Origin of the sequence: Micrococcus sp. APC 4021, from assembly GCF_030407635.1 — a bacterium.
GTDB classification, from domain to species: domain Bacteria; phylum Actinomycetota; class Actinomycetes; order Actinomycetales; family Micrococcaceae; genus Micrococcus; species Micrococcus luteus.
Genome location: NZ_JASDCZ010000002.1, coordinates 1 through 22,677, shown reverse-complemented (window position 1 = coordinate 22,677; position 22,677 = coordinate 1). Strand labels below are relative to the sequence as shown.

Below are 22,677 nucleotides of genomic sequence, written 5' to 3'. Positions count from 1 at the left end.
GCCCGGCCCTCAGATCCAGAGGGCCGGGTCCACGTACTCCGCGGGGTCCACGAGCGGCTTGCCCTCGGCCGGGCCCTTGCGCGGGCGCACGGTGGCCGGCACGCCGGTGGCGATCGCGTCGGCGGGGGTGTCCTTCACGACGACGGCGTTGGCGCCCACCGCCGTCCCCTCCCCGATCTCGACGGGCCCGAGGATCTTGGCACCGGCCCCCACGACGACGCCGTCGCGTAACGTGGGGTGCCGCTTCACCTTGGCCAGGGAGCGGCCGCCGAGGGTGACCCCGTGGTACAGCATCACGTCGTCGCCGATCTCCGCGGTCTCGCCGATCACGACGCCCATGCCGTGGTCGATGAAGAACCGGCGACCGATCGAGGCGCCGGGGTGGATCTCGATGCCCGTGGCCGCGCGCGTGACCTGCGAGAGCACGCGGGCGGGCATCTTCAACCGGTCGTGCCGCCACATCCGGTGCGCGACGCGGTGCGCCCACACGGCGTGCAGACCCGAGTAGACGAGGGCCACCTCGAGGTCACCGCGCGCCGCCGGGTCATGGCTGCGGACGGTCGCGATGTCTTCCTTGATGCGGGAGAACAGTCCCACGGGCGGCCCCTTCGGGTCGGTGCGGTCGGTGAGCGGGCGGCGGTCAGCCGCGGATGTCCTCGAAGAGGGCGGTGGAGATGTAGCGCTCGCCGAAGTCACACACGATGGCGACGATCAGCTTGCCCTCGGACTCGGGCTTGGCGGCCTCCTTGAGAGCGGCCGAGATGATCGCGCCGGTGGAGATGCCGCCGAGGATGCCCTCCTCGGTCCCGAGCCGACGGGCGGTCTCGATGGACTCCTCGAAGGTGGCCGGGTAGACCTCGTCGTAGAGGTCGGTGTCCAGGATCTCCGGCACGAAGTTCGCGCCGATGCCCTGGATCTTGTGCGGGCCGGCCTGGCCGCCGGAGAGGATGGGGGAGTCGGCCGGCTCGACGGCGATGAGCTTCACGTCCGGCTTCTGCTCGCGCAGGTACCGGCCCGCGCCCGTGATGGTGCCGCCGGTGCCGACGCCGGCGATGAACACATCCACGGCGCCCTCGGACGCGTCCCAGATCTCCGGGCCGGTGCCCGTGTAGTGGGCCTGGATGTTGGCCTGGTTCGCGAACTGCTGGGCCCAGATGGAGTTCGGGGTGCTGCGGACGATCTCCTGGGCGCGCTCGAGGGCGCCGCGCATGCCGTCTGCACCGGGGGTCAGCACGATCTCGGCGCCGAACGCCTTGAGCATCACGCGGCGCTCGGTGGACATGGTCTCGGGCATGGTCAGGATCACGCGGTAGCCGCGCGCCGCGCCGACCATGGCCAGGGCGATGCCGGTGTTGCCGGAGGTGCCCTCCACGATGGTGCCGCCGGGGGTCAGCTCGCCGGCCGCCTCCGCGGCGTCGACGATGGCGGTGCCGATGCGGTCCTTCACCGAGTTGGCCGGGTTGTAGAACTCGACCTTCACGGCGACGTCGCCGGGCAGGTCCTTCGCGAGGCGGTTCAGCCGGACCAGGGGCGTGTTGCCGACCGCCTGGGTGATGTCGTCGAGGATGCGGGCCATGGTGATACCTCCGGTGGTGGTGCGCCTCGGGGCGCGGGCGATCTAGTGGGTGTTCCTGCGTCAGGCTATCGAGCCGCGGCGCCGCTCAGGCGTCCACGAGCCACGCGGAGTAGTTCCGGCGCACCTTCGCGAGCTTCGGATCGATGACCACACGGCAGTATCCGTTGGAACGGCGCCGCGCATAGAAGTCCTGGTGAATGTCCTCGGCCGGGTGCCACGCGGACGCCGGCTCGACGCGTGTGACGATGGGGCTGTCATAGTTCGCCTGCGCCCGGGCGATCTCGTCCGCGAAGAACCGGGTCTCGGCCTCGTCATGGGCGAAGACGGCCGATCGGTACTGGGTGCCGACGTCGGCCCCCTGGCGGTTCAACGACGTGGGGTCGTGGCTGGTGAAGAACAGGTCCATGATCACCTCGGGCGGCACGACGGCGGCGTCGAAGCGCACGCGGACCGCTTCGGCGTGGCCGGTGGTCCCGGTGCACACGGACTCGTAGCTCGGGGCGGGGTCGTCGCCTCCGGTGTAGCCGGACTCGACGGCGAGCACGCCCCGCACGCGACGGTAGACGGCGTCGAGGCACCAGAAGCAGCCGCCGGCGAGCGTCAGCTCGCGGACGTCGGCGGGCGCGTCGGAGGCGCCGAGGGGCTCGGTACGGGGGGAGTCGGTCATGGCAGGCACAGCAACGCGGCCCGCGCTTTTCATTCCCGACGTCGCCGCGCCGTGCCCTCACCCAGGGCAGCCGGGTCGTGCGTGCCCGGGCCGGGTGGGCCATCATGGCCGGTATGACCGTGTCCCGTCCCACCGTCCCCGCCTCGCCGGAGCACGCCCTGGCCCCGCCGACGCTCGGGCAGGTCCTCGAGGTCGTCCAGGGGCTGTGGCCGCGGGAGCTGGCGGAGCCGTGGGACGCCGTCGGGCCGGTGGCCGGGCGCCCGGAGGCCCCGGTGCGGACCGTCCTGTGGGCGCTGGACCCGGTGCAGGCCGTGGCCGACGAGGCCGTCGCCCGCGGGGCCGACCTCGTGGTCACCCACCACCCGCTCCTGCTGCGCGGGACCTCGTCCGTGGCCGCCGTCGGGCATGCCGCCGCCGCGAAGGGCCGCCTGCTGCACACCCTGATCGAGCACCGCGTCGCCCTGCTGGCCGCGCACACCAACGCCGACGCCGTCGTGGGCGGCGTCTCGGACGTGCTGGCCCGTGCCGTCGGCGTCATCGGAGCGCTCTCGCCCCTGACGACCTCCGCCGCCGGCACCGGGGCCGAAGGCATCGGCCGGGTGGGCGACCTGCCTGAGGAGACCGACCTGGCCGCCTTCGCCCGGGCCGTGCACGCGGCGCTGCCCGCCACGGCCGGTGGCGTGCGCGTGGCGGGCGACCCCGCCCAGCGCATCCGCCGCGTCGCCGTGTGCGGCGGTGCCGGAGACAGCCTCTTCGACGCGGTCCGCGCGTCCGGCGCGGACGTCTACGTGACCGCCGATCTGCGCCACCACCCGGCCTCGGAGGCCCGGGAGACGGCCGCGCCGGGGGAGGGACGTCCCGCGCTCGTGGACGTCTCGCACTGGGCGAGCGAGTCCCTATGGCTCGAGCACGGCGCCCGCGCCCTGGAGGCCGCCCTGGCGGAGCGGGGACTGGGCGTCACCACCCTGTTCTCAGATCACCGCAGCGACCCCTGGGACTTCCTGGTCGGGGGAGAGCGGGCCGACGAGGGGAGTCACGCATGAGTGAGGTCACCGCACCGCCGGCCGTCCAGGCCCGGCTGCTGGAGCTGCAGGAGCTCGACACGGCCCTGGACCAGGCCCGCGCCGCCGTCCGTCGGCTCAAGGCGGACCCGGAGCACGCCCGGCTGCGCGCCCGCGCGCTGGAACTCGAGGAGGCGTTGCCCGGCCTCGAGGATGCCGCCCGCACCGCCGACCGGGCGGGAGCCGAGGCCACCGAGAAGGCCGCCGCCACCCGCGCCCGTCGGGACCGGACCCGGGAGCGGCTCGAAGCGGGCCAGGGCGGGTCCAAGGAGCTGCAGGCCATGCAGCACGAGGACGACACGCTCACCGCACTGCTCGATGACCACGAGGCCGCGGCGCTCGAGGCCATGGAGGCCGCCGACGCCGCCGAGTCCCGGCTCGCGAAGGGCCACGCCGCTCTGGAGCAGGCACGGGCCGAGGTCGAGGCCCGCGCGGCGGAGGTGCGCCGCGAGGGGCAGGCCGTGACCCAGCGTGGCCGGGACCTCATCCAGCGCCGGGCGGCGTTGGCCGCGGAGTTTCCCGCGTCGTTGCTGGCCCTGTACGAGCAGGCGCGGGAGCGCAACGGCGGCATCGGCGCGGCCCGGCTCGTCGGGAACCGGTCCGCGGCCGCGGGCACGGAGCTGTCGCCCGCGGAGGTCGCGCGCATCCGGGCCCTCCCGCCGGCCGCCGTCGCCCGCTGCCCCGAGTCCGGCGCCATCCTCATCCGGGACTGACCCCGGGCCCCGCCCCCGGCGCGATCAGTAGAGTGGGGGGCCGCGTCGGACGGCGCGACCACGGACACGAGGAGGCGCACGGTGAGCGGACGAGTCCTGCAGGTGGAGGCCGACGGCGGGTCGCGGGGCAACCCCGGCGTCGCCGGCTATGGTGCCCTGGTGCGCGACCCGGCCACGGGCGAGATCCTCCGGACCGACGCCGCCCCGCTGGGGAAGGCGTCGAACAACGTGGCCGAGTACTCCGGGCTCGTGGCCGGGCTGCGGATGGCCCGGGACCTCGACCCCGAGGCGCGGGTGCACGTGCTGATGGACTCCAAGCTCGTGGTGGAGCAGATGTCCGGGCGGTGGAAGATCAAGCACGAGGACATGCGGCGCCTCGCGGCCGAGGCCCGGTCCGTGCTGCCCCCCGAGCGCGTCACCTACGAATGGATCCCGCGCAACCGGAACAAGGACGCCGACCGCCTCTCCAACGAGGCCATGGACGCCGGCGCGCGGGGCGGCCAATGGGACGCGGGCGCGTCCGAGGTGCCGGTCGCGGCCCCCGCGGCCGCGGGGTCGACCGCCGCGGAGGCGTCCACGACCCCCGCATCGGCGGTGGCCGGGTCCGGCCTCGACGCGGACGCGGACGTCCGGGCCGTGGAGGCGGACGGGCCCGACGCCGTCGCCTCGCCGGAGGGTGCGACCCCGGCGCCCGCGCCCACGGGCCGGCTGCACCACGTGGAGATCTGGGTCGCCGACCTCGCGGCGGCCGAGGCGAGCCTCGGCTGGCTGTTCGGCGAGCTCGGCTACGTGCCGGGCGAGGGGTGGGCCGAGGGCCGGACGTACCAGGGCGCGGGGGAATACCTCGTGCTCGAGGCCGGGCCCGACGTCGCCGCGGGCGCCCACGAGCGCACCCGCCCGGGCCTGAACCACCTGGCCTTCCGGGCCGGGTCGCGCTCCCGCGTGGACGAGCTCACCGCCGCCGCGCGCGGCCGGGGGTTTCGCCTGCTCTTCGAGGACCGCCACCCGCACGCCGGGGGAGCGGACCACTACGCCGCCTACCTCGAGACCGCGGACGGCTTCGAGGTGGAGCTGGTGGCCGTCGAGGACTGAGGCTGCGTCCGGGCAGGGCGCGCCTCGTCCGGGATCATCCCTCGGGCAGGATCACCCGCAGCGCGCCGGGCTTGCCGCCGGACGGCCGGGCCAGCTCGACCTCCCAGCCGGGGCCGTCCCCGGCCCGTGCGACCACGTCCGCGACGCGGTCCAGCGTCGAGGTCTCCCGCGCCCCCGCCTCCAGGAGCGCGCGGGCCACGAGGCCGCGGGTGTGCTTGGCGAAGTGCGAGACGACGGTCCGCTCGCCGTCGCGCAGCTGGAACACGTCGACCGCGAGGGTCCGCTCCGCCGGTGCCCGCCACTGGGCCGCGTAGCCACCGGAGCGGCAGTCGACGACGGGCCCGCTGTCCCGTGCGGCGAGCGCGTCGAGGGCGGGGGTCAGGACGGGGCGCCAGTGCGCGGCCAGCCCGGGCAGCCCCGGCAGCTTCGCGCCGACGGACAGCCGGAAGGCGGGGATCCGGTCCGCCAGCGCGGTGGCGCCGAACAGCGCGGAGAAGACCAGCACGGACAAGCGGGCGCGGCGCTTCGCCGCCGCCGACAGCGAGGCGTGGTCGAGCGCGTCGAAGAGCACGCCCGTGAACACCCGGTGACCGGGCGCGGCGGGGGCGACGGCCAGGCGCGTGTTCGCCTCGACCTCGCCGGCGAGCGACGCCCCGACGCCGAGGGTCGTCAGGGCATCCGGGGCGGCCGAGACCGCGGCGAGCCGCGTGAGCAGGTCCGCGCGGGCGCCCGTCACCGCGGCGTCGTCGGCCAGGGCGAGGGCGTCGAGGTCGAGCGGGGCCCCGGAGCGGGGTGCGGTCTTGCCCTCGGAGGGCGGCAGCAGGATCAGCACCGGGCCAGCCTAGCCAGGCGCCCCGGGCCGACGTCGTCGTCCGGACCTGGCACAGTGGTGGGGTCCGCACAGCCGCCCCGCATACCAGGAGTCGCCCGATGACCGCCATGAACGTGTTCGGCGTGGTGTACCCGTTCGTCCTGCTCGTGATCGCGGCCGCCGTGTGGCTCGGGGTCCGCTCCAGCGGGCGGGAGCGCACGCATGCCTCGGCCGTGGAGCAGCGCCTGCGGGAGCGCACCTTCACGGGGCAGGACCGGGTGACGCTCGAATGGCCGCGGGATCGGCGACGCCCGAGCCTGGCGAAGGTCGTCTCGATCGGCGAGTCGTACGGGTACCGCCTGCTGGACAAGAGGGAGCGCGAGCACGTGGTGGAGCTCGAGTTCGAGCGGATCCTCGACGACGAGGGGTTCTGACCCCCGCCGGGGGCCGTGAGGCGGGACGGACCGGCTGTAAGCCGGGTTCTGTGCCTCGCGCGCGTTGCCCCGCGCGAGGTGACGGCCATCCATCTGGGCCCGCCATCGCTGACGGGCTCGAGCGGCCAACCCGGACGCTGGGGCGAGCAGCCCTCGTGACGCGTCCTGTTCGGCCTTGCACCGGATGGGGTTTACCGAGCCGGCCCCGTCACCGGGGCCGCTGGTGGTCTCTTACACCACCCTTTCACCCTTACCGCCGCGCACACGGCGCGGAGGCGGTCTTCTCTCTGTGGCACTGGCCCGCGGGTCGCCCCGGGTGGATGTTGTCCACCATCCTGCTCTGCGGTGCCCGGACTTTCCTCGCACCCCCGCAGGGGCACGCGGCCGTCCGCCGATCCGTCCCGACCGACCAGTCTACGCCCCGCCGAGGCCGCGGGGGCGCTCCGGACGTGTCCTCACTTAGAATGGAGGCGTCCGCCGACAACGAGGTCGGGGGATGGGGCCTGCCCAGGACGGCCCCGCCAGGTTTCAAGGAAGGACTCCCGTGGCAGACACCGCCTCGACCCAGACCCCCGAGTGGAACACGCAGCAGAAGCTCGCGGAGAAGATGGTCCCCCTGCTGGGCACCCTGTACCGCGAGCACAACGTGGTCACCTCGATCTACGGGCGCTCCCTCGTGAACCGCGGCGTGATCGACATCATCAAGGCCCACCGCTATGCCCGCCGCGTGCAGCAGGCTCCGCTGAGCGTCGAGTCCACCTACCCCCTGGTCGAGGCCATGGCTGCGATGGACCTGGGCGCCGCCACCATCGACCTGGCCGAGCTGGCCGCCAAGCAGAAGGCCTCGGGGCAGGACGTCCAGGCCTTCCTGGACGCCGAGCTCGCCGAGGTCAAGGGCAAGGCCGGCGAGGGCCTGGGCGAGACCCAGGACGTCGTGCTCTACGGCTTCGGTCGCATCGGCCGCCTGCTGGCCCGCATCCTCCTCGACCACGCCGGCGGTGGCTCCAAGCTGCGCCTGCGTGCCGTCGTCGTGCGCAAGAACTCGGAGGACGACCTGATCAAGCGCGCCTCCCTGCTGCGCCGCGACTCGATCCACGGCCCGTTCGACGGGACGATCGTGGTGGACGAGGACCGCGACGTGATCACCGCCAACGGCACTGAGATCCAGGTCATCTATTCGAACGACCCGACCACGGTGGACTACACCTCCTACGGCATCAAGGACGCGCTGGTCGTCGACAACACCGGACGCTGGCGCGACGACGAGGGCCTGTCCCAGCACCTGCAGGCCCAGGGCGCCGCGAAGGTCCTGCTGACCGCCCCGGGCAAGGGCGAGATGAAGAACATCGTGTACGGCGTGAACTCGGACGACATCACGCCCGAGGACACCATCATCTCGGCGGCCTCCTGCACCACCAACGGGATCACCCCGGTGCTCAAGGTCATCCAGGACGACTACGGCATCGACCACGGCCACGTGGAGACCGTGCACGCCTACACCAACGACCAGAACCTCGTGGACAACTTCCACAAGGGCGCCCGTCGTGGCCGTGCCGCCGGCATGAATATGGTGCTCACCGAGACCGGCGCCGCCAAGGCCGTGGCCAAGGCCCTGCCCGAGCTCAAGGGCAAGCTCTCCGGCAACGCCATCCGCGTCCCCACCCCGGACGTGTCCATGGCCATCCTGAACCTGGAGCTGACCAAGCCCACCTCGGTGGAGGAGCTCAACGCCCGCCTGAAGCAGGAGTCCCTCACCGGCCCCCTGCGCGGCCAGGTCGGCTACGTGGACTCCCCGGAGGTCGTGTCCACCGACTTCGTCGGCTCGGACCGCGCCGGCGTCGTGGACGGCCTGGCGACCCTCGTGAACAACGACGGCAAGAACGCCATCCTCTACGTCTGGTACGACAACGAGTACGGCTACTCGCACCAGGTGATCCGCGTGGTGGAGAAGATGGCGGGCCAGCAGGTCCCCGCCTTCCCGCAGGCCTGACCCGCCGACGACCGACGGCCCGTCCCCGCGGAGGGGACGGGCCGTCGTCGTGTGCCGACCGGGTCGGACGTCGAGCCGAGGCTCAGTCCTCCTTGGGCCCGTGGTCGCCGTCGGGGCCGTGCTCGTGGTCCGCGTGGTCGTCGGCGTCGTGGCCGAAGGGGTCCTCGTCGGTACCGGGCAGCCACGTCACACCGGGCACGTTCAGACGCTCGGCCCGCTGCGCGCGCTTCCAGCGCCGCTGCCACTTGCCCTCGAGCCGGTTCACGTAGAGGGTGCCGTTGAGGTGGTCGTACTCGTGCTGCATGATGCGCGCGAACCAGCCCTCGGCCTCGAACTCGAACATCTCACCGTCCACGCGCTGGCCGGACAGGCGCACGCGGGTCGGGCGCTGCAGGGGGAAGCCGAGCCCGGGCACCGAGAGGCAGCCCTCGGTGTGCTCGTCCGGGTGCGGGTCCTCCCGCGGGGCCTTGTCCAGGTGGGTCAGCACGGGGTTGATCACGTGGCCCACGTTCGGCGCGTCGCCGGAGTCCGGGAACGTCCACGTGAAGATCCGCAGCCCGACCCCGACCTGCGGGGCGGCCAGGCCCACGCCGTGCGCGGCGTCCTGCGTGACGTACATGTCCTCGATCAGCTCGCGGATCTCGTCGTCGATCACCTCCACCTCGGCCGCGCGCCGGTGCAGCACGGGCTCGCCGTAGACGGTGATGGGACGGATGGAGGCCATGGCACTGCGCTTCCCGGCCCGGGCTGCGGGCCTGCGTGGGTAGGGGGACGGGGGAGTCCCCAGCCTACCGCCGGCGACACCACGACGACGGCGGTCATTCCGCGGCAAGGGCCTCCAGCGCCTCCGGGTCCAGCAGCGTCACCCGCGGGCCCTCGATGGCGATCAGTCCGTCGTCGGCGAGACGGCGCAGCCCGCGGCTGAACGCCTCGGGGGTGGTGCCCAGCAGCGAGGCGACGTCCTTCTTCGGCGCGGCCAGCACCACGACGAGGTCGGCCTCGTCCCGGAGGGCAGGCAGGCCGAGCAGATGTCCGGCGATCCGTGCGGTGACAGGCTGATGCTCCCGGGCCAGCCGTTGTTCCGCCTCGGCCAGGCGGACGGCCAGCGTCCGCATCACGCGTCCCCCGATGCCCGGATGCTGGGCCAGGAGTCGGGCGACCTCGGCGTGGGAGAAGGTGCACAGGCGGGTCGCGGCCACGGCGCGCGCCCCGTGCCGGGCCGGCTCGCCCGTGAGGAACTCGTGCTCGCCCACGGAGTCCCCGGGCTCGACCATCCGCACCACGCGTTCCCGGCCGGTCGCTGAGCCGAGCGTCAGCGCCAGGCGGCCGCTGTGCACGACGCACAGGCGGTCCGTGCGGTCACCGGCCAGGTGCAGGGCATCGCCGGCCTCGAGCACGAGCGGCCGCGCCAGGGCGGAGACCCGGCGCAGCTGCTCCAGATCCAGCCCGGTGAACAGCGGGACCCGGGCCGCGCACGGCTCTGGTTCGTCCATGGGGGCGAGGGGCAGGTCCATACGCACGCCATCAGCCTCCCACACGGCGGCTTGACCGCGGTCAAGGCGGGCCCGCCGTCCCCTTCGTAGCGTCAGTGACATCCCCGGAGGCCGGGGATCGGACCGGGCACCCGCCCGTCCGCTCAGCCTCATCGGCGGCCGCGCCGGTGACGACCCACAGGAGTGACCATGACCGCCACCACGCACACCCTGCTCCGCGCCGAGGGCTTCAGCTGCCCCTCGTGCGTCCGGAAGATCGAGAAGGCCCTCGACGCCCTGCCCGGCGTGACCGGCGCGCAGGTCCACTTCGAGACCCAGCGCATCGAGGTCGACCACGACCCGCAGACCACCACTGCCCAGGACCTCGTCGAGGCCGTCGCCAAGGTCGGCTACACCGCCCGGCCGTCGGCCTTCTGACACCGCCCCGCCCCCGACGAACGGAGTCCGCCATGTCCACCCCCGCCGTCACACGTCCGGGCCGCCCTCGTGCCCGGTTCGCGTTGTCCCGCCGCTGGCGGCGCCCCGTGGTGGCCGGCCTGCTGATCGCCGTCTCGCTCGTGCTGGCGCCCGAGCAGCTGGCCCACGGGACCGGACACCTCGTGGCGGCGGGCCTGATGCTCGCCGCCGCCGTCGTGGCCGGCCTGCCGATCGCGCGCGACGCGATCGCCGCCCTGCGGGTGAAGACCGTCGGCATCGACCTGCTCGTCGCCACCGCCGCGATCGGCGCGTCACTGCTCGGCAATTTCTGGGAGGCCGCCGCCGTGACCTTCCTCTTCGCCCTCGGCCACGCCCTCGAGGACGCGACCCTGTCTCAGACTCGCTCGGCGCTCGCGGACCTCGTCTCCACGGCGCCCGAGACCGCCGTCGTCGTGGACGCAGACGGGACCCAGCGCACCGTGCCTGCCCACGAGGTGGCCCCCGGCGCGACCGTCCTCGTCAAGGCCGGCGCTCGGGTGCCGGTGGACGGCGTGGTGCTCACCGGGGTCGGCGCCGTGGACGAGGCATCCATCACGGGCGAGTCCATCCCGGCGGAGAAGACCGACGGTGACGCCATGTACGCGGGCACCGTCGCCACGGCCGGCCTGCTGCAGGTGCAGGCCCGGGGCGTCGGCGCCGACACCACGCTGGCGCGCATCATCCACCGCGTCGAGGCGGCGCAGGAGGCCCGTGCGCGGACCCAGCAGTTCATGGACCGCTTCTCCCGCTGGTACACCCCGGCGATCATGGTGCTGGCCTTCGCGACCGGCCTGATCACGCGGGACGTCCCCCTGGCCCTGACCCTGCTGGTCATCGGCTGCCCGGGCGCCCTCGTGATCTCCATCCCGGTCGCGATCGTGGCAGGGATCGGCCGCGGCGCCAAGGACGGCGTGCTCATCAAGGGAGGGGAGTTCCTTGAGCGCTCCGCGAAGGTCGACGCCGTCGCCGTCGACAAGACCGGCACCCTCACGTCGGGCACCCCCGAGCTGACAGACGTCGTCGCGTTCGAGCCCGGGGCCGAGGACGAGGTGCTGCGCTGGGCCGCACGGCTCGAGGCGGCCTCGGACCACCCGCTGGCCGCGCCGGTCGTCGCGGCGGGCCGGGACCGCGGCCTGCTGGACGGCCCGCTGGCCACGGATGTGGACGTCGTCCTCGGCCGCGGGCTCACCGGAGAGGTGGACGGCCGCGTCGTCGCCGTGGGCAACGTGGCGATGCTGCGCGAGCGCGGCGTGGATCCGGCCGCGACCGACCGGGTCGAGACCGTCGCGGCCGAGCTCGCGGAGGCGGGCCGGACCCCGGCGGCGGTCGTCGTCGACGGCATCCCGCTCGGCGTCCTCGCCATCGCAGACACCCTCCGGCCCGAGGCCGCGGGCATGATCCGGGCGCTGCACGGGATCGGCGTCCGCGAGGTCGTGATGCTGACCGGCGACCAGCCCGGCGTCGCGCAGGCCGTGGCCCGGCAGGTGGGCGTCGACGACGTGCGGGCGGGCCTGCTGCCCCAGGACAAGCTCGAGGCGATCGAGGCCCTGCAGGCCGAGGGCCGCGTCGTCGCGATGGTCGGTGACGGCGTCAACGACGCCCCGGCCCTGGCGACGGCGGACATCGGCGTGGCCATGGGCGCGGCCGGCTCCGGTGTGGCCATCGAGACCGCGGACATCGCCCTGATGGGCGACCGGCTCGAGCGGCTGCCGCAGGCGCTCGATCTGGCCCGGCGCACGGTGCGGGTGATGCGGCAGAACATCGCGATCTCCCTCGTCACCGTCGCGGCCCTGCTGGCCGGCGTCTTCACCGGCGGCGTCACGATGGCCGTCGGCATGCTCGTGCACGAGGCGTCCGTGCTGCTGGTCATCGTGAACGCGATGCGCCTGCTGCGGCGCCGCGATTAGCCCAGGTCCACGACCTCGAATTCGAGCAGGTCGGCGCCCGTGGCGACCGGCGCCGGGCGGCCGCCCTGCTCGGCGGCGTGAGCGGCGGGCATGCGCCCGTCCCGCCAGCGCCGGAAGTCCTCCTCCGACGCCCACGTCGTGACCACGAAGTAGCGGTCCTCGCCCGCAGTGGGCCGGAGCAGCTGGAAGCCCTCGAAGCCCGGCTCCTGGTCCACCGCGTGCTTGCGGGCGGCGAACCGCTTCTCGAGCTCCGGGCCGGCGCCCTCGGGGACGCTGATGGCGTTGATCTTCACGACGGACACGGGGAGGCCTCCTCGCCGGTGCGGGTGCGGCGTCGGGTCGACGCCCTCACCGGCCGACTCTACGCCCGGCAGCGGATGAGGAGTCCGTCGAACGGTTGATGCCCGGCGGCGTCGCCCCTGCGACGCTGAGCCGTGGAACCGGCCGCCGTGGGACCTCGGGCGGTCCCGCTCGCCATCATCGGCGACCTGCACTTGGACCTCACTGACGCGCAGTGAGTGAACAGCCTCTATGCCGTGCTGCTGGCCGCCCTGTTGCTCTCCACCGGCAACCTCGCGGACCGATGGGGTCGCAAGCGGCTCTTCCTCACCGGGTCCGCGCTGATCGCCCCGTATCCGCGCCGCCCTGCGGCACAACACCCCCTTTGTTGCTACCGTTTCGGTGTCCACTTCCACGCAACAGCGGGTGTCCGAGGTCGGTTGCTCCCCTTGGCATCGCACCGCAGATTGGTCGCCATGAACGACATGCACTCGCTGGGCCGACTGATCGCCCCAGCCCAGGAGCGGAACGGCTGGTCCCTCAGCGACCTCGCCGCCCGCGCCGACCGCGCGGGGTACGACATGAGCCACGCCAGCTTCGCGCGGCTCAAGTCCACCCCGGTCACCTCGATCAAGGGCGAGAACATCACGATGCTCGCGCTCGTGCTGAGGGTGCCCGTGGCCCACGTGGTCACCGCAGCGCTGGAGTCCATAGGAGTGGAGCTCGACTCGGCTCTTCACCCGTCGGTCCTCGACGTCGTTCAGGAATCCCCTGACCTATCGACGTATGACCAGGAGCTGCTCGCTGCAGTCCTGCGGGTCATGCTCGACCGACGTAGGACGGACCACCATGACGAGCGCGACCACGCAGACCAGGATCAGGACCGCGAGCGCGGCACGGCCGAGCGCGGGGGAGCGCGCGGCGGTGACGCTGGCGCTGAACAAAAGACCGCGGCGGCCGACGCGCCGGCCGACTTCGATCTGGCAGCACACCCCGACTTCGAGCTGACCCGCGACCGGCAGGCCCGGGAGTGGGGCGACGTCGGCGAGGAGAACCAGGACCCCGGCGACGAGGCCGGCGCATGAGCGCCAACACGAACTTCTTCACGTCGCAGCAGCCCGCCGCGGTCTTCAAGCTCAAGGTGCTGGAGGACTACCTCACACCGTGGGCCATGAAGGTTGCTAGCAAGGCCCCTCGGGAGGTGGCCTATGTCGATGGCTACGCCGGCGCGGGGCAGTACGACGACGCGCACAAGGGGTCGCCGCTCTACGCGGTGGACATCGCACGCAAGCTTGCAGCGCAGAACCGCATCATGCACATCCACCTCGTGGAGCGAGATAGGGCTCATGCGGAGACCCTCCGGCACGCGGTCGCCGCGCAGGGGCAGGGGGCCGGTCCCGTCTATCTGCACCACGGCGCCGTGGAGGAGCAGATCGACGCGATCCTCAACGACATCGGCACCCGCCCAGCTCTGTTCTTTCTCGACCCGTTCGGCACGGCCCTGCCGTACGACGTCGTCGCCTCGAAGCTGCTCCTGCGGCCAGCGCGGTCGACCGAGGTCCTCTTGAACTTCAGTCTCTCCACCGTGTGGCGCATCGGAGGGATCGTCCGGAAGGGAGCCTCCGCCTCAAGTGGCGAGACCGTCACCCTCCTCCGCGGTGACCGTTTTCTTGGTGGGCCGTGGTGGCGGGAGGTCTTCGCTGAGGCTCGGCGGCAGGCTGACGTGAGTGGCGACAGCTCCTCCGCCGCTACAGCCGCCTCCTACGTGGCGCGCGAGTACATGCAGCGCATGACCGGAGAGACCGCCCACAACGTCATCTCCGTCCCAATCCGCCGGACCCCGTCTGAGGGGCCGATCTTCACGCTGATGCTCTTCTACCAGCACTTCGCTGCGCCCATGCTCTTCGCTGACGCCGCGGCTCGGGCTCACAGGAAGTGGCGGCAGGTCAACTCCGAGAACTACTACCAGGGACTGCTCGACGACACCCAGGGGTCGCTCTTCGACCTGCAGGAGACGTTCGACCAGCAGGTGGTCGCAGAGCAGACCGACGTCAGAAACCGGGCCATCGCCGCTATCCAGACGAGGCTCTCGTCTCACCTCGGTCAAGGCCAGGCGGTGCGGATCTGCGACGACGTGCCCCACTGGCTAGGCGAACACCTCGGCACGGCAGGCGCCTCAGAGGTACGGCAGGCCATCAAGAATCTCCAGAAGGCCGGGATCACCCAGGGCTACACCAAAGACATGGTGGATGGGCGCGCGGTCATCCTGCCAGCGCGGCGCGGGAGGTAGGCATCTCGTCCCAGGTGCGCCCCTCCAAGAGCCGCCCGTTGGCCTTAGGCGTCCGCCCACCCCACTGCTTGAAGAAGAACGCCACGTCGGCAGACACGCATTGGTCGCGGATGTCCTCCACCCAGGCCTGGTCCATGGGGCGATGGTTCGCACCAGACTCGCCGCCCGCGATGACCCAGTCGATGCCGGCCAAATCCAGATCCCGCAGGGGTCCGATGAGGGGCTCGCAGGAGAGGAACCGGACCGCTGCCGGCACCTCGCGGAGATGGTCGATGCGGCCCGTCACAGTCTCGTCCTCCACGGAGACGCCCATCCACAAGTTGGCCGGCCAGTCGAGGCGATCGGCTAGACGGGCCATCCGCAGTGAGCGCTTCGTCAGCGCCTGATATGTGTGCTGCGGCGTCTCGCGCATGACGTCGAAGATGTCCCGGATGAACCCCAACGGAACTTTGGCGTGGAAGAGATCGCTCATGGAGTTCACGAACACCACGCGCGGGGCCTTCCACGAGCGGGGCTGGCCCAGGGCCTTCGGATGGAGGGTGACGCCAAACCCGGGGCCGGACGTCACCGGGTTCCCATCGTTCTGGTACTTCTCAGCACCCATCGCCTTGAGCCGCTTGGCTAAGGTCAGCGCGTAGCAGTTGTCGCAGCCGGCCGCCACGCGGTCGCAACCGGTCACGGGGTTCCACGTCACCTCGGTCCACTCAATCGCTGAGGTGTTCGCCATCGCGATCGCTCCTTCCCTGGAAGACCTGCTCCAGTCGAACAGATGTTCGACCCTTTGTCACGCAGGCGCGCTCAGTCCACCACAGTCCAGCTCGTGCTCACCCATACCGTGTCCGTCCCCACAACGACGATGGTCGCATGTTCCACCCCTGGCGGGCGCTGCGCACGCTGACGTACGTCGTCGTGGTCTGGGCCCGCCCACACCCGACGGCGCCAGCCGCGACCGATGGCGCGACGGTGATCTGGCTCGACCCCCGCATGACGCAGGCCGAGCGGCGGTGCGCGCTCACCCACGAGCTCGTGCACCTCGAGCACGGCCACCGCGGCTGCCAGCCGCCGGCCGTCGAGCACGCCGTACGCGCGGCCGCGGCCCGGCAGCTGATTACGCTCGAGCAGCTCGCCGACGCCCTGCCTTGGTCCATGAGCCTGGACGAGCTCGCCGACGAACTGTGGGTGACCCCGCTCGTGCTTACCGACCGACTGGCCGGCCTCACCCGGACCGAGCGGGAGCATCTCGCCGCGTTGGCCACCGAGCACTCTGCCTGAGCGCCTGCTAGGCGGGGGCCATCGGCTAGGTCAGAATCAAGGCAACGCGCCGCGCAGGGCGCACCACCAAGGAGGGCGACATGGCGAAGACGACCAAGTACACGGCGGAAGTGTCAGAGGGGCGAGACGAGCTGCTCGACGGCAAGACGATCGCACGCCTACGCACCATCGCAGTGAAGAACCAGCGCGGCGAGACCGTACGGGAGCTCAAGGCCGCGGACAACGACGAGGACGTGCGCGCGAAGCTGCGCGCCGCGGGCTACACCCTCAAGGACTGGGCCGGCGGCACTACGCCCGCCACCCTGGAGCGTGGGCGCAACCCGCTCGTCGCGGGCTGCCTCTGGCCCCTCGTGGCCGTGATGGCACTGCTCGCGTGGGCAATCTTCTCTGCCTTCAGCAACGCCAGCCCTGACGAGCCGGAGGAGTGGGACGCGAAGATTGCCTGCCAGACCCTCGTCAAGGAGAAGCTGCGCGCCCCCAGCACCGCCAAGTTCTCCCGCGAGACGGCATCCGGGGGGCCGAAGGCATGGACAGTGACCGGAGCGGTCGAAGCGGAGAACGCGTTGGGCGGCACGGTTGGGCACCGGTACTCCTGCTCGGTGACCTTTACCGGCGACGACGAGTACCGCGGAACGGCCACCATCACGGACCGCTGATCCCACGTACTACGTCCACCCCCGGGCGTACCGTCCCGACATGACCACCACCACCCAGGCGCCCGCGTGCGCCGGCCACCTGTCCGTTCGTGACCACATGGCGCTGCAGCTGTGGGGGCGGCGGTGGCGGCACGGGGCCGCGCGTGACCGGGCCGCTGAGCATCTGGTCGGGTTGCAGGGCACGGCGCTGGCGATGCGCGTGGCCACGCTCGCCGAGGACCCGGTGGCGATCGCCGCCTACCCGGTGATCACGCGGCGGGCCCGGGAGGCTCGGCAGACCCGCGAGCGCGCGGTACGGGTGCCAGCTGCTTAACGTGTCCGCCCCCTCGGGGAGCGTGGAGGCCGCGAAGGGAAGCGCAAGAGAGGCCCCGTCCAGCAGCCAGCTGGACGGGGCCTCTCGCTGCGCCAGGGGTCAGGCGCCGGGGGGAGGCTCCCAGCCGATCGCGTCGACCGCGGCACGCTGGGCGTCCAGCAGCAGGTGCGCGTACACGCGGGAGGTGGTCTGCAGCGACTCGTGACCGAGGCGGTGCTGGACGACCTGTGCGGGGACCCCATCCATGAGGGCCCACGAGGCGAACGTGTGCCGCAGGCTGTGCGGGGTCAGGTGCTTGGCGATCCCGGCGGCCGCGAGCGCCGGCTTCCAGTGGCGCTCGACGAAGTTCGTGCGGTGGATGACGCCGCCGCCGGGGGCGGTCAGGAGGAACTCGTCGGCGGCACGGCCGGCGGCCAATGGCTCGAGTGTTTCGACGGCCCAGTCGGGGAGCATGATCGTGCGGCGGCCGCGGGCGGTCTTGGGGACGCCGAGGACGGCGCCCTCCTTGCCCTTCTTCCAGGCGCGGCGCACGTGGATGACGCTGGCTGCGACGTCGAGGTCGCGGACCTGCAGGGCGGTGGCCTCGCCCCAGCGGGCGCCGGTGACGAGCAGGACGATCAGCAGCGGCTGGTACGACTCGGATATGGCTGCGTAGAAGCGCGCCCACTCGGCTCGGCTGAAGATGCCGCGCTCCTCCTCGACGTCGTCGTCGGGCAGGTCGGCGCCGCGCGCGGGGTTGGCTGGCAGGATGCCCTCCTGGACGGCGAGGCCGAGGACCGCGGAGAGCAGGGCGTGCGCGTTGCGGACCGTCTTCGGAGACACCGTGGCCAGCGGCGGCTCGGGCCGCGGGGGAGTGGCGGCCGCGGCGCGGGCGGCGGCCGCGCGCCAGCGGGCCGTGGGCTGCTGCAGCTGCCACCGGATCCACTCGGCCACCGTGCGGCGGTCGATCATGTCCACGGGCAGCTCGCCGAGGCGGGGCAGGAACGTGCGCGCGGCCTCTGCCTCGTACCCGGCCAGGGTGCCCGGGGTGCAGCGGAGCCCGCGGTGCTCGATGTACCGCGGGAAGAACTCGGCGAGCGTGGGCATGCCCGGGGCACTGTCCACCTGGGCCTCGAGGATCCGGCGGGCCACCGTGGGCCCCTGCCGCGGGTCCTCCACGATCGCCTTGACGCGCTGGGCGCCGGCCTCGCGGGCGAGGGCCGGCAGCCACTGGAACCGGCCGGCCTCGTAGAAGCCGACCCGGTACGTGGTCCGGCCGGCCTTGTTCGTGCGCGTCTGGATGGTAGCCAACGCATCTCTCCTGGTGCTCTCCGATGATGTGCGTACCCCGTGGGGACCGAGCACTACCCAACAGCACTACCAAGACGAGATAAGGCCCGGAATCATCCGCATGATTCCGGGCCTTACGGTGGGGTGAGCGACGGGGATTGAACCCGCGACCTTCTGGACCACAACCAGACGCTCTGCCGACTGAGCTACGCCCACCATGCCTGCTCCACACGGACGGATCCGCGCGGCGCAGCGGGGTCCACAGTACACGAGATCCCGCGCAGCGCCGAATCGGGGCGGCGAGGCCGGGGTGCCGGCTCAGGCCTGCGCCCCGGACACCACCTCCGCAATGGCGCGGGCCTCCTCCGTGGTGGGGCCGGGGGCGGGGGCCATGACGGCGGCCCGGTAGTAGCGCAGCTCGGTGATGGAGTCCTTGATGTCCCCGAGAGCGCGGTGGCCCCCGGTCTTGGCGGGGGCCTGGTAGTAGGCGCGCGGGTACCAGCGCCGGGCCAGCTCCTTCACGGTGGACACGTCCACGATCCGGTAGTGCAGATGGTCGACGACGGCGGGCATGTAGCGGGCGAGGAACAGCTTGTCCTGGCCCACCGTGTTGCCGGCCAGCAGGCCCTTGCCGGCCGGCACGCGGGCCGCGATGTACTCGAGGACGCGCGCTGCGGCGTCGTCGAGCTCGAGGCCCTCCGCCAGCTCCGGCAGCAGGCCGGAGGTGGTGTGCATGTCCCGGACGAACGGGTCCATCTGCTCGAGGGCCGCCGCGGAGGGACGGATCACCAGGTCGATGCCCTCGTCCAGGATGTTCAGCTCGGCGTCCGTGATGAGCACCGCCACCTCGACGAGCTCGTCGACCTGGGGGTGCAGGCCGGTCATCTCGCAGTCGATCCAGACCAGGGGGGCGCTCTCCGGCGCGGGGGTGCTCGTCTCGCTCATGCCCCCAGGCTACTCGCGTGTCACGATGGTAGATTCGAGCGAGCCGCGCCCTCGCGCGCCCTCGCAGGACCGCACGGAAGGACCCGTCGCATGAGCGTGTCGACCCCGCGTCCGTCCGGGTCCACGGCCCACCGGCCGGAGTACGTCGGCGTCGGCGGCCTCCGCGCGGACCCCCAGGTCGCCGGCGCGGACTGGTGGCCCATCCTGGTGGGGACCCTCGGCTCCCTCCTCCTGGTGGTGGGCTCGTACTCCGTCGGCTGGCTGGCCTCGGCCTCCCCGATCAACCGCTGGCAGTGGCTGATCCCGTGGCGCACCCAGGAGACCGGCGTGCTCGCCGGCACAGCGCTCCTCACCCTCGGCTGCTGGGTGATGTTCTGGGCCTGGCTGCGCCTGGGCCAGACGATCCGCCCCTTCGGTCGCGGCGCCCTGCGCACGGTCAACCTCGCCACCGTCCTGTGGTGCCTGCCCCAGGTCGTGGCCCTGCCGATCTTCAGCCGGGACATCTTCGCCTACGTGGGACAGGGCCGTCTCATGGAGGCGGGGCAGGACCCCTACGTGGACACGATCTCCTCGCTGTCCAACTGGTTCCAGCTCGGAGCGGACGCCACCTGGGCGGACTCCGAGACCCCGTACGGTCCGATCTTCCTCTGGATCGAGCAGGCCGTCGTCGCGATCTCGGGGGACATGAACCCGGACCTGGCGATCTTCCTGTTCCGCCTGGTGGCGGTGGCCGGCGTCGCGCTGATCATGGTCTTCGTGCCGTTGCTGGCCCGCCGGCTGGGCGTCAACGGTGCGTGGGCGCAGTGGATCAGCGTCGCCAACCCGCTCTTCACCATCAGCTTCGTCGCGTCCGGGCACAACGACGCCCTCATGGTCGGCCTCGCCCTGGCCGGCACGTGGTGCGCGCTGCGCGCCGGGCATCCGCTCCGCCCCCAGCGGCCCGGGCAGTCCGTCGCGTGGGGGGTGGCCGGCGTCGTGCTGGTCACCCTGTCCCTGGGCATCAAGCCCATCACGCTCGTGCTGCTCCCGTTCATCGGCCTGCTGTGGGCCGGCCCGACGGCCCGATGGCCGCGCCGGTTCGCCTTCTGGGCCCTCACCGCCGGGATCTCCTTCGGCCTCATGGCCCTGGTGGGGGTGCTCAACGGCTTCGGCTTCGGCTGGGTGGCCGTCATGGTCGGCACGGGCACGGGCACCGTGCCGTGGGGGCCGATCGGCATGCTGTCCCTCATCACGGTGGGGGCGAGCGAGCTCTTCGGACAGGGGGCGGACGTGCAGGCCGTCGAGGGCGTGTACAAGACCGCCGGACGCGCGCTCTCGGTGCTCATCGTGCTGGCCCTGATGTTCCTCGGCCGCCAGGACCGCGTGATGACGCGCATGACCTGGGCGTTCACCGCGCTGGTGATCCTCTCGCCCATCATCCAGCCCTGGTACCTGCTGTGGCTGCTGCCGTTCTTCGCCGTGCTCGGCATCCGGGACAACTGGCAGATCAAGTGGGTCGTGTTCACGGTCGGCTACTTCCTGGCGTTCGGCGCCGCGGACCAGCTCTTCACCTGGCAGTTCCTGGACATCGCGGACCAGGTCAAGGCCGTGTCCCTGATCGTCTCCGCCGTGTGTCTGCTGTGGATCCTCGTCGTGGACCGCCGCACCAGCCGGTTCGTGAAGGACCACTGGCACGTGCGCCCCGCCGTACGCGCCGGCCTGGCCCGGCTCCGTGGCGCCCCTCGACCCGCGGAGCCGGCGGAGTGAGGCCCGCCGCCTCCGCGACGACCGGCGCCCGAGGGCCCCGTCCGAGCCGCGTGACGGCGCAGCCCGAGCCGGAGGCGGCCGTCCGCCGGGGCACGTGGGCGTCCGTGCTCATCACGGTGGGCTCCTGGGGCGTGGGGTGGCTGCCGATGACGCCCGACTCGGTGTTCTCCGGCACCACCCTGCTCAACCCGCTGCGGGTCTACCTTCCCGGCGTGCTGCTCAGCACCGTGCTGCTGGCCGCCGGCTCGCTGCTCCTCGTCCGATCCTGGCTCGAGCTGGGGCGCGCGCTGCGGGGCCGCTGGGAGGAGCACGGCCGCCTGGTGGCCCGGGCCGCCTGGTGGTGGTCCGCCCCGCTGATGCTCGCGCTGCCGATCTTCTCCCGCGATGTGTTCTCCTACCTCCAGCAGGGCCGGCTCCTCGCGTCGGGTCTCGACCCGTATTCCCAGGGCGTGTCCGCCCTGCCCGGCTGGTTCATGCAGGGAGCGGACTCCATCTGGGCCGAGTCCCCGTCCCCCTACGGGCCGCTGTTCCTGCTGTTCGCCGAGACGACGTGGCGGGCCACGGGCGGCAACATCGAGCTCTCCGTCACGGCGTTCCGGCTCCTGGCGCTCGCGGGCCTGGCGCTGTGCCTGTGGGCGGTGCCGCGGCTGGCCGCCGTCGCGGGCCGATGCGGGGTGTGGGCCACGTGGGTGGCCGTGGCGAACCCACTGTTCCTGCTCTACATGATCGCCGGCGCCCACAACGACGCGCTGATGTCGGGGCTGATGCTCGCGGGCATCCTGCTCATGGTCCGCCCGCCCCGCCGCCGCGTGCATGCGCTGTGGGGGATCGTGCTGATCGCCCTGTCCGTTGCGATCAAGCCCCTGACAGCTTTGGTGCTGCCCTTCGTGGCCCTGCTCCTGCCCACCGGCTGGGCCCGGTTCCGCGCGGCCGATCCGCGCCTGCGCCGGCGGGACCGGCTCGGCCCGTGGTTCACGACGGCGGTGATCTCCCTGGCCGTCCTCACGATCCTCGGCGCCGGCTCCGGCCTCTGGTTCGGCTGGGTCCCGGCCATGCTCACGAGCGGGGACGCGGCGTTCCCGTATGCCCCCGTGGGCCTGCTCGGCCTGCTGCTCGGCGCGGTCGTCGAAGCCGTGACGCCCCTGGGGGCGCGCGACGTGGCCGCGGCCTTCTACACCGCGATGACGGTGTCGGCCCTCGGCTTCACGGCCTGGCTGGCCCTGCGCCGCCGGCCCCTGGACCCGGTGTTCAGCGCGGCGGCCGTGCTCGTGGTGGCCGTCGCCACCGCCCCGATCGTCCAGCCGTGGTACCTGCTCTGGGTCCTGCCGCTGCTGGCGTGCGCCCTCCGCCCGCTGCCGTGGGGCGCCGACCATCCCCGCTGGCTCGGGTGGGTCACCGCGCTCGCGGTCCTGTTGCTCACCGGCGTCGGCGTGGTGGACCAGCTCTCCGTGGCGCAGTGGCTGCCGGTCCTGGCCGTCCGCGTGTTCACCCTGGTCCTGATGCTCGCGGGGATCGGATGGATCATCCACCGCGATCCCGTCACCGCGCCCCTGTTCCCCGGGCGGCGGCGTCCTCCCCTGGAGGTGGTCGAGCCGCGGGCCGCGGCGGCGTCGCCGACGCCTCCGGAGGCGGGCGTGCCGCCGGACGCGCCGCCCGACGGGCCGCCGTCGACCGCCGGCACACGGGCGAGCAGCAGCAGGGGCGTGC

General features: G+C 72.6%; 24 protein-coding genes, 1 tRNA gene, 1 other RNA gene and 1 pseudogene. 15 read left to right on the top strand and 12 right to left on the bottom strand.

The window, feature by feature from the left end; translation table 11 throughout:
• Positions 1–9: 9 nt before the first annotated feature.
• The 3 genes from epsC to msrA all read right to left on the bottom strand — a co-directional run bounded on the left by epsC (position 10) and on the right by msrA (position 2,243).
• Positions 10–597: a serine O-acetyltransferase EpsC gene (gene epsC / locus QL983_RS00420; protein WP_020624780.1), complete on the bottom strand. Its 588-nt coding sequence runs from the start codon at positions 595–597 to the stop codon at positions 10–12.
• Positions 598–640: 43 nt separating this feature from the next.
• Positions 641–1,576: a cysteine synthase A gene (gene cysK / locus QL983_RS00415; protein ID WP_002856838.1), complete on the bottom strand. Its 936-nt coding sequence runs from the start codon at positions 1,574–1,576 to the stop codon at positions 641–643.
• An 85-nt stretch (positions 1,577–1,661) separates the two neighbouring features.
• Positions 1,662–2,243 carry a peptide-methionine (S)-S-oxide reductase MsrA gene (gene msrA / locus QL983_RS00410; RefSeq protein WP_069941180.1) on the bottom strand — a complete coding sequence of 194 codons (582 nt, stop codon included), beginning with the start codon at positions 2,241–2,243 and terminating at the stop codon, positions 1,662–1,664.
• A 113-nt stretch (positions 2,244–2,356) separates the two neighbouring features.
• Between msrA and QL983_RS00405 the strand changes: the two genes are divergently transcribed.
• The 3 genes from QL983_RS00405 to QL983_RS00395 all read left to right on the top strand — a co-directional run bounded on the left by QL983_RS00405 (position 2,357) and on the right by QL983_RS00395 (position 5,109).
• Positions 2,357–3,286, top strand: a complete 930-nt coding sequence (locus tag QL983_RS00405) for a Nif3-like dinuclear metal center hexameric protein (RefSeq protein ID WP_060974037.1) — start codon at positions 2,357–2,359, stop codon at positions 3,284–3,286.
• A complete protein-coding gene (locus tag QL983_RS00400) occupies positions 3,283–4,017 on the top strand; it encodes a DNA-binding protein (RefSeq protein ID WP_060974038.1) in 735 nt (244 codons plus the stop codon). Before QL983_RS00405 ends, QL983_RS00400 begins: the two co-directional genes overlap by 4 nt.
• 81 nt (positions 4,018–4,098) lie before the next feature.
• Positions 4,099–5,109: a reverse transcriptase-like protein gene (locus QL983_RS00395; protein ID WP_060974039.1), complete on the top strand. Its 1,011-nt coding sequence runs from the start codon at positions 4,099–4,101 to the stop codon at positions 5,107–5,109.
• Positions 5,110–5,143: 34 nt separating this feature from the next.
• On the opposite strand, the gene QL983_RS00390 is transcribed toward QL983_RS00395, so the two are convergent.
• A complete protein-coding gene (locus QL983_RS00390) occupies positions 5,144–5,941 on the bottom strand; it encodes a peroxide stress protein YaaA (protein ID WP_060974040.1) in 798 nt (265 codons plus the stop codon).
• A gap of 98 nt (positions 5,942–6,039) precedes the next feature.
• Between QL983_RS00390 and QL983_RS00385 the strand changes: the two genes are divergently transcribed.
• A complete protein-coding gene (locus tag QL983_RS00385) occupies positions 6,040–6,354 on the top strand; it encodes a hypothetical protein (RefSeq protein WP_060974041.1) in 315 nt (104 codons plus the stop codon).
• A 21-nt stretch (positions 6,355–6,375) separates the two neighbouring features.
• Here the strand turns inward: QL983_RS00385 and rnpB are convergent.
• Positions 6,376–6,754: RNase P RNA component class A (gene rnpB, locus QL983_RS00380), an RNA gene on the bottom strand.
• 144 nt (positions 6,755–6,898) lie between these two features.
• Between rnpB and QL983_RS00375 the strand changes: the two genes are divergently transcribed.
• On the top strand, positions 6,899–8,344 hold the full coding sequence (locus QL983_RS00375; RefSeq protein ID WP_060974042.1) for a glyceraldehyde-3-phosphate dehydrogenase: 1,446 nt from the start codon (positions 6,899–6,901) through the stop codon (positions 8,342–8,344).
• A gap of 82 nt (positions 8,345–8,426) precedes the next feature.
• Here the strand turns inward: QL983_RS00375 and def are convergent, their stop codons facing one another.
• Complete coding sequence (gene def / locus QL983_RS00370) at positions 8,427–9,068, bottom strand: peptide deformylase (protein ID WP_060974043.1); 642 nt, start codon at positions 9,066–9,068, stop codon at positions 8,427–8,429.
• Positions 9,069–9,162: 94 nt separating this feature from the next.
• Positions 9,163–9,837, bottom strand: coding sequence for a Crp/Fnr family transcriptional regulator (locus QL983_RS00365; RefSeq protein WP_230297486.1), 675 nt, complete (start codon positions 9,835–9,837; stop codon positions 9,163–9,165).
• A gap of 189 nt (positions 9,838–10,026) precedes the next feature.
• On the opposite strand from QL983_RS00365, the gene QL983_RS00360 reads away from it, so the two are divergent.
• Both QL983_RS00360 and QL983_RS00355 read left to right on the top strand, forming a co-directional pair.
• Complete coding sequence (locus tag QL983_RS00360) at positions 10,027–10,254, top strand: heavy metal-associated domain-containing protein (protein WP_010078881.1); 228 nt, start codon at positions 10,027–10,029, stop codon at positions 10,252–10,254.
• A 32-nt stretch (positions 10,255–10,286) separates the two neighbouring features.
• Positions 10,287–12,200 carry a cation-translocating P-type ATPase gene (locus tag QL983_RS00355; RefSeq protein ID WP_060974045.1) on the top strand — a complete coding sequence of 638 codons (1,914 nt, stop codon included), beginning with the start codon at positions 10,287–10,289 and terminating at the stop codon, positions 12,198–12,200.
• Here QL983_RS00355 and QL983_RS00350 read toward each other — a convergent pair.
• The gene (locus tag QL983_RS00350; protein ID WP_044659105.1) at positions 12,197–12,502 is read right to left on the bottom strand and encodes an antibiotic biosynthesis monooxygenase; all 306 of its coding nucleotides are present in this window, start codon (positions 12,500–12,502) and stop codon (positions 12,197–12,199) included. The two genes, QL983_RS00355 and QL983_RS00350, sit on opposite strands and share 4 nt — an antisense overlap.
• A gap of 132 nt (positions 12,503–12,634) precedes the next feature.
• On the opposite strand from QL983_RS00350, the pseudogene QL983_RS00345 reads away from it, so the two are divergent.
• From QL983_RS00345 to tcmP, 3 genes and pseudogenes are all read left to right on the top strand, one after another.
• A pseudogene (locus QL983_RS00345) lies at positions 12,635–12,814 on the top strand (hypothetical protein); the annotation flags it as partial.
• Positions 12,815–12,955: 141 nt separating this feature from the next.
• Positions 12,956–13,564, top strand: coding sequence for a hypothetical protein (locus QL983_RS00340; protein ID WP_095346892.1), 609 nt, complete (start codon positions 12,956–12,958; stop codon positions 13,562–13,564).
• The gene (gene tcmP / locus QL983_RS00335; RefSeq protein WP_095346851.1) at positions 13,561–14,769 is read left to right on the top strand and encodes a three-Cys-motif partner protein TcmP; all 1,209 of its coding nucleotides are present in this window, start codon (positions 13,561–13,563) and stop codon (positions 14,767–14,769) included. The genes QL983_RS00340 and tcmP overlap by 4 nt, the downstream gene beginning before the upstream one ends.
• On the opposite strand, the gene QL983_RS00330 is transcribed toward tcmP, so the two are convergent.
• A complete protein-coding gene (locus QL983_RS00330; RefSeq protein WP_010078876.1) occupies positions 14,741–15,496 on the bottom strand; it encodes a phage Gp37/Gp68 family protein in 756 nt (251 codons plus the stop codon). The genes tcmP and QL983_RS00330 overlap by 29 nt on opposite strands.
• Before the next feature lie 137 nt (positions 15,497–15,633).
• Between QL983_RS00330 and QL983_RS00325 the strand changes: the two genes are divergently transcribed.
• The 3 genes from QL983_RS00325 (at position 15,634) to QL983_RS00315 (ending at position 17,010) form a co-directional block, all read left to right on the top strand.
• Positions 15,634–16,041: an ImmA/IrrE family metallo-endopeptidase gene (locus QL983_RS00325; RefSeq protein ID WP_134417058.1), complete on the top strand. Its 408-nt coding sequence runs from the start codon at positions 15,634–15,636 to the stop codon at positions 16,039–16,041.
• A gap of 80 nt (positions 16,042–16,121) precedes the next feature.
• Entirely contained in the window at positions 16,122–16,697 is a 576-nt protein-coding gene (locus QL983_RS00320) for a hypothetical protein (protein ID WP_095346850.1), read from the top strand.
• A 40-nt stretch (positions 16,698–16,737) separates the two neighbouring features.
• Positions 16,738–17,010, top strand: a complete 273-nt coding sequence (locus QL983_RS00315; protein ID WP_010078873.1) for a DUF3263 domain-containing protein — start codon at positions 16,738–16,740, stop codon at positions 17,008–17,010.
• 99 nt (positions 17,011–17,109) lie between these two features.
• Here the strand turns inward: QL983_RS00315 and QL983_RS00310 are convergent, their stop codons facing one another.
• The 3 genes from QL983_RS00310 to orn all read right to left on the bottom strand — a co-directional run bounded on the left by QL983_RS00310 (position 17,110) and on the right by orn (position 19,224).
• A complete protein-coding gene (locus tag QL983_RS00310) occupies positions 17,110–18,300 on the bottom strand; it encodes a site-specific integrase (protein WP_010078872.1) in 1,191 nt (396 codons plus the stop codon).
• 119 nt (positions 18,301–18,419) lie between these two features.
• Positions 18,420–18,495 (bottom strand) — tRNA-His (locus tag QL983_RS00305).
• A gap of 102 nt (positions 18,496–18,597) precedes the next feature.
• Positions 18,598–19,224: an oligoribonuclease gene (orn, locus tag QL983_RS00300; protein WP_002857127.1), complete on the bottom strand. Its 627-nt coding sequence runs from the start codon at positions 19,222–19,224 to the stop codon at positions 18,598–18,600.
• 90 nt (positions 19,225–19,314) lie between these two features.
• Here orn and mptB (QL983_RS00295) point away from each other — a divergent pair, with 90 nt between their 5' ends.
• Together mptB (QL983_RS00295) and mptB (QL983_RS00290) are read left to right on the top strand one after the other, a co-directional pair.
• Positions 19,315–20,970: a polyprenol phosphomannose-dependent alpha 1,6 mannosyltransferase MptB gene (gene mptB, locus QL983_RS00295; RefSeq protein ID WP_061867779.1), complete on the top strand. Its 1,656-nt coding sequence runs from the start codon at positions 19,315–19,317 to the stop codon at positions 20,968–20,970.
• 50 nt (positions 20,971–21,020) lie between these two features.
• On the top strand, positions 21,021–22,677 hold a 1,657-nt coding region (mptB, locus tag QL983_RS00290), incomplete at its 3' end, for a polyprenol phosphomannose-dependent alpha 1,6 mannosyltransferase MptB (RefSeq protein ID WP_290150966.1).

Excerpts from the sequence above, each read along its gene's own strand:
- cysK (WP_002856838.1), bottom strand. The coding sequence starts at position 1,576 with ATGGCCCGCATCCTCGACGACATCACCCAGGCGGTCGGCAACACGCCC.
- msrA (WP_069941180.1), bottom strand. The coding sequence starts at position 2,243 with ATGACCGACTCCCCCCGTACCGAGCCCCTCGGCGCCTCCGACGCGCCC.
- QL983_RS00405 (WP_060974037.1), top strand. The coding sequence starts at position 2,357 with ATGACCGTGTCCCGTCCCACCGTCCCCGCCTCGCCGGAGCACGCCCTG.
- QL983_RS00400 (WP_060974038.1), top strand. The coding sequence starts at position 3,283 with ATGAGTGAGGTCACCGCACCGCCGGCCGTCCAGGCCCGGCTGCTGGAG.
- QL983_RS00385 (WP_060974041.1), top strand. The coding sequence starts at position 6,040 with ATGACCGCCATGAACGTGTTCGGCGTGGTGTACCCGTTCGTCCTGCTC.
- def (WP_060974043.1), bottom strand. The coding sequence starts at position 9,068 with ATGGCCTCCATCCGTCCCATCACCGTCTACGGCGAGCCCGTGCTGCAC.
- QL983_RS00365 (WP_230297486.1), bottom strand. The coding sequence starts at position 9,837 with ATGGACGAACCAGAGCCGTGCGCGGCCCGGGTCCCGCTGTTCACCGGG.
- QL983_RS00360 (WP_010078881.1), top strand. The coding sequence starts at position 10,027 with ATGACCGCCACCACGCACACCCTGCTCCGCGCCGAGGGCTTCAGCTGC.
- QL983_RS00355 (WP_060974045.1), top strand. The coding sequence starts at position 10,287 with ATGTCCACCCCCGCCGTCACACGTCCGGGCCGCCCTCGTGCCCGGTTC.
- QL983_RS00340 (WP_095346892.1), top strand. The coding sequence starts at position 12,956 with ATGAACGACATGCACTCGCTGGGCCGACTGATCGCCCCAGCCCAGGAG.
- tcmP (WP_095346851.1), top strand. The coding sequence starts at position 13,561 with ATGAGCGCCAACACGAACTTCTTCACGTCGCAGCAGCCCGCCGCGGTC.
- QL983_RS00330 (WP_010078876.1), bottom strand. The coding sequence starts at position 15,496 with ATGGCGAACACCTCAGCGATTGAGTGGACCGAGGTGACGTGGAACCCC.
- QL983_RS00325 (WP_134417058.1), top strand. The coding sequence starts at position 15,634 with ATGTTCCACCCCTGGCGGGCGCTGCGCACGCTGACGTACGTCGTCGTG.
- QL983_RS00320 (WP_095346850.1), top strand. The coding sequence starts at position 16,122 with ATGGCGAAGACGACCAAGTACACGGCGGAAGTGTCAGAGGGGCGAGAC.
- QL983_RS00315 (WP_010078873.1), top strand. The coding sequence starts at position 16,738 with ATGACCACCACCACCCAGGCGCCCGCGTGCGCCGGCCACCTGTCCGTT.
- orn (WP_002857127.1), bottom strand. The coding sequence starts at position 19,224 with ATGAGCGAGACGAGCACCCCCGCGCCGGAGAGCGCCCCCCTGGTCTGG.
- mptB (WP_061867779.1), top strand. The coding sequence starts at position 19,315 with ATGAGCGTGTCGACCCCGCGTCCGTCCGGGTCCACGGCCCACCGGCCG.